The sequence below is a fragment of the Methylobacterium sp. J-077 genome, from assembly GCF_022829365.1.
GTDB lineage: Bacteria > Pseudomonadota > Alphaproteobacteria > Rhizobiales > Beijerinckiaceae > Methylobacterium.
The window spans coordinates 1-3,415 of sequence record NZ_JAKSYJ010000053.1 but is presented as its reverse complement, the minus strand read 5'-3'; the positions used below and the strand labels follow the sequence as shown (position 1 = coordinate 3,415).

The window sequence follows — 3,415 nt, the reverse complement described above, 5'->3', positions numbered from 1 at the left end:
ACGCCTCCTGCAAGATCAGCTTGTCCAGCGTCAGATCTGCGATCGCCCGCCTGAGACGTTGGTTCTCCGTCTCAAGATCCTTCATCCGCTTCACTTGATCCGATTTCAGGCTGCCGTACTCCTTGCGCCAGCGATAGTACGGCACCTCGGTCACGCCGATCGCCCTGATCGAAGCTGCGACGCTCTGACCTTGTGAGACCAGCACGTCGACCTGACGCAGCTTGCTCACGATGTCCTCGGGCTTGGGTCGTTGGGCCATCGATTCCGGCCTCTGTCGGCTCAAAAGCCATACTTCAGGGCGGACCACTTCAAAGGGGGACGATCACTACCATTGAAACTGGGTGCGGCAAAAACATGCACAAATGTAGTTAGAATGTATCGATCATGTGCAAGCTGACCTATGGCTCAACGCCAAATTGGCCAGCGCAGAAATAGGAGTCTATAGTCTGATATGCAGCCTAGTATCAGATCGGAACATATGTCTAAAAAAGCAGACAGCTTAGTTTACCAATTCGTCGTATACGATCCGCCAGCACCGGGCCTTCCATGGCTAACGGTATGCCTGAGCCCAAGCGGTGAGGTGATCGAATCGGAAGCGTGGACATCTTTTGAAGAGGCTCAGCAGATGACAGAGAAAGCCGCACAGATGGTAGCGGAGTCCGCCAGCGACGAGTTAAGCGGTAACTTCACGTTGCGCCGAATGCGATCAGAGCACTGACTGAGGCATGATCTCCGACAGGTCGTAGGCGGACTACGCATTCAACGGATCCTATCTATTAACGCGCGGACATCCCTGTGGTCACTGCGCTTCCTCGCCAAAAGGAAGGCTTTGCATCGGACAAACGTAGTGCGAACCGCCGACAATCTTGCCATTGCTATTCGAGATGCGTTTCTCGCCCTCCGACCGGACTAGTGTCGCAGTTATCTCACCGCTACCGGATACGATACCTTTAATCTAATCTGAAAGGGCATGGCTCTAGTTGCGCCCCATCGTGGGTGGCCGCGCTGGTGACGGCGGAGCGGCGGACGAAGCCGTATCTGTGATCGAGACCTAGCTGTTTGGTTGCGGAACGTCGTTGGGATGTGGCACGTTGGGCGATCAAAGCCCACGCTTGGCGGTTCGAGAGTGTGCGCCGCCGTGTTGCCAGGAGGGCTCGTTGATGCTCGCCATCCATCCCCAGGCCCGCACCACCCCGGCTGTCCGCGCCGAGATCGCCCGCTCGCCCGAGAGCTCCGGGGTGCTGGCCAAACGCTACGGCGTCTCCACCGAGACCATCCGCAAATGGCGCAAACGCGGCCCCGATGCCTGTCAGGATCGCTCGGCGCGACCCCATAAGCTGCCCTGGCGCGCCAGCGATGAGGAGCGCGCCATCGTGTGCGCGCTCCGCCGCTCCACCGGCTTTCCCCTCGACGCGCTGACCTTCGTCGTCAGCCACTTCCTGCCGCACCTGAACCGGGACGCCGTCTACCGCATCCTCAGGGCGGAGGGCCTCAACCGGCTGCCGCCCGCCGAGCAGGCCCGGAAACCGCACGGCACCTTCAAGGACTACGAGGTCGGCTTCGTCCATGTCGACGTGAAGCACCTGCCCAAACTGCGTGACCGTGACGGCACCACCCGCAAACGCTACCTCTACGTCGCCATCGACCGCGCCTCCCGCTACGTGCACCTCGCGGTCATGGACGACGAGACAACGGCCTCGGCGGTGGCCTTCCTCACGGACGCATTCGACGCCTTCCCCTTCCGGGTCACCCACGTGCTCACCGATCGGGGCTCCTGCTTCACGGCCGATGCGTTCGAGGCAGCCTGCGAGCGGCACGGAGTGCAGCATCGCAAGACGCGCCCGTACACGCCGAATACCAATGGTATGGTCGAGCGCTTCAACGGCCGGGTGCAGCGGCAGGTGTTGGGCATCATGATCTACAGCCACGCCGACCTGGAGATCGTGCTGCGCGGCTTCAACGCGGCCTACAACGGTCGCCGTCAGCGCGTGCTCGAAGGTCTCTCGCCCGAGATGGTGTTGCGCCAGCGTCTCGAAGCTGAGCCCGCGCTCGCCAATCCCACCCACAGACCGCCCAGCCCAAGCCTCATCAAACGCGCCCTTCGCATCGTCGCAGACGCAAAGGAGGTCTCACAACCAGACAGCTAACGCAGACGAATGGTTCGGGGGCTCGATTGAGGGCGTCGAAGATGGCGGCAGCGGGCTTGGGCCAGACGAAGAGTCGTGGGCTTTGGTTGTGCTCACCGATGTAGCGTTTGATGGCGGCCTGTAGGTCGACGATGCCGGTGAAGGTGCCTCGCCGGAGGCGACGGCGCGTCAGCGTGGAGAAGAAGCCCTCGACGGCATTGAGCCAGGAAGCCGAGGTCGGTGTGAAGTGGAACGTCCATCGTGGGTGGCGGGTGAGCCAGGCGCGAACCTTCGGGTGCTTGTGGCTGCCGTAGTTGTCGAGCACCACGTGGATCGCCTTGCCCGCTGGGACTGCCGCCTCGACGGTGTTGAGGAAACGGATGAACTCACCGTGGCGATGGCGCTGCATGCAGCGGCCGAGCACGGTGCCTTCCAGGACGTCGAGGGCGGCAAACAAGGTCGTGGTGCCGTGGCGGGTGTAGTCGTGCGTCTGAGCAGCGGGATGCCTGGGTCCGAGCGGCTGGTCGGGACGGGTTCGCTCCAGAGCCTGGATCTGAGACTTTTCGTCGATGGACAGCACGACGGCGTGGGCGGGCGGTTGCATATAGAGACCGACCACATCCTCGACCTTCTCGGCGAAGGCCGGGTCGTGGGAGCGCTTGAAGGTCCGCACCCGATGCGGTTGCAGGCGGTGCTCCTGCCAGATCCGCTGCACGGAGCGGAGTGAGATGCCGGTCCGCGCAGCGACGGCGCGGCCGGTCCAGTGCGTGACCTCGTCCGGCGGTTCCGAACACGTCAGCGCCAGCACCTTCGCCACAGTGCGGGTGGAATGCGGCGGGGTGCCGGGTGGGCGGGTCTTGTCCCGCAGCAGGCCCTCAACGCCCTCCTCGGCAAAGCGCTGCTGCCAGCGCCAGGCTGCGGGCCGGCTGACGCCGGCCTGCCGAGCCACGTCCTGCACGCTCAAGCGTTCGAACGAGAGCAGGACGATGCGCACCCACAGGATGTGCTTGAGCGGGCAAGATCGATCACCGGCGATCGCGGACAGCGCTGACTCGGTGGCATCGTCGAGGAGCACGCAGACGGTCTGAGCCATCGCCCGGACTCGCATGCATCACCCCCCGTGTGAATCCTCTGACCGCGTCAGTGCACTAGAGCCGTGCCCTGGCGGGTTGAATCGCTTGGGGTAGGCGATCGGGCTGGCGTGTGATTCACTGGCTGGGCTTACGAGGGAGGATCGCCAGGCCTTCAGCCCTGTCGGTGCATCTGCGCGCGCGTGTGGTCGCCGCGAT

At 63.3% G+C, this 3,415-nt stretch carries 3 protein-coding genes; 1 reads left to right on the top strand and 2 read right to left on the bottom strand.

Annotation, left to right across the window (positions count from 1 at the left end; translation table 11 throughout):
- Positions 1 to 259 (bottom strand): transposase (locus MKL11_RS03240; protein WP_243940242.1); only part of this gene is annotated, 259 nt, incomplete at its 3' end.
- A gap of 901 nt (positions 260 to 1,160) precedes the next feature.
- On the opposite strand from MKL11_RS03240, the gene MKL11_RS03235 reads away from it, so the two are divergent.
- A complete protein-coding gene (locus MKL11_RS03235) occupies positions 1,161 to 2,147 on the top strand; it encodes an IS481 family transposase (RefSeq protein WP_243940239.1) in 987 nt (328 codons plus the stop codon).
- Here the strand turns inward: MKL11_RS03235 and MKL11_RS03230 are convergent.
- Positions 2,089 to 3,219 (bottom strand): IS630 family transposase, encoded by a 1,131-nt coding sequence (locus tag MKL11_RS03230; RefSeq protein WP_243940237.1) that lies wholly within the window; start codon positions 3,217 to 3,219, stop codon positions 2,089 to 2,091. The two genes, MKL11_RS03235 and MKL11_RS03230, sit on opposite strands and share 59 nt — an antisense overlap.
- Between the last annotated feature and the right edge of the window lie 196 nt (positions 3,220 to 3,415).

Excerpts from the sequence above, each read along its gene's own strand:
- MKL11_RS03235 (WP_243940239.1), top strand. The coding sequence starts at position 1,161 with ATGCTCGCCATCCATCCCCAGGCCCGCACCACCCCGGCTGTCCGCGCC.
- MKL11_RS03230 (WP_243940237.1), bottom strand. The coding sequence starts at position 3,219 with ATGGCTCAGACCGTCTGCGTGCTCCTCGACGATGCCACCGAGTCAGCG.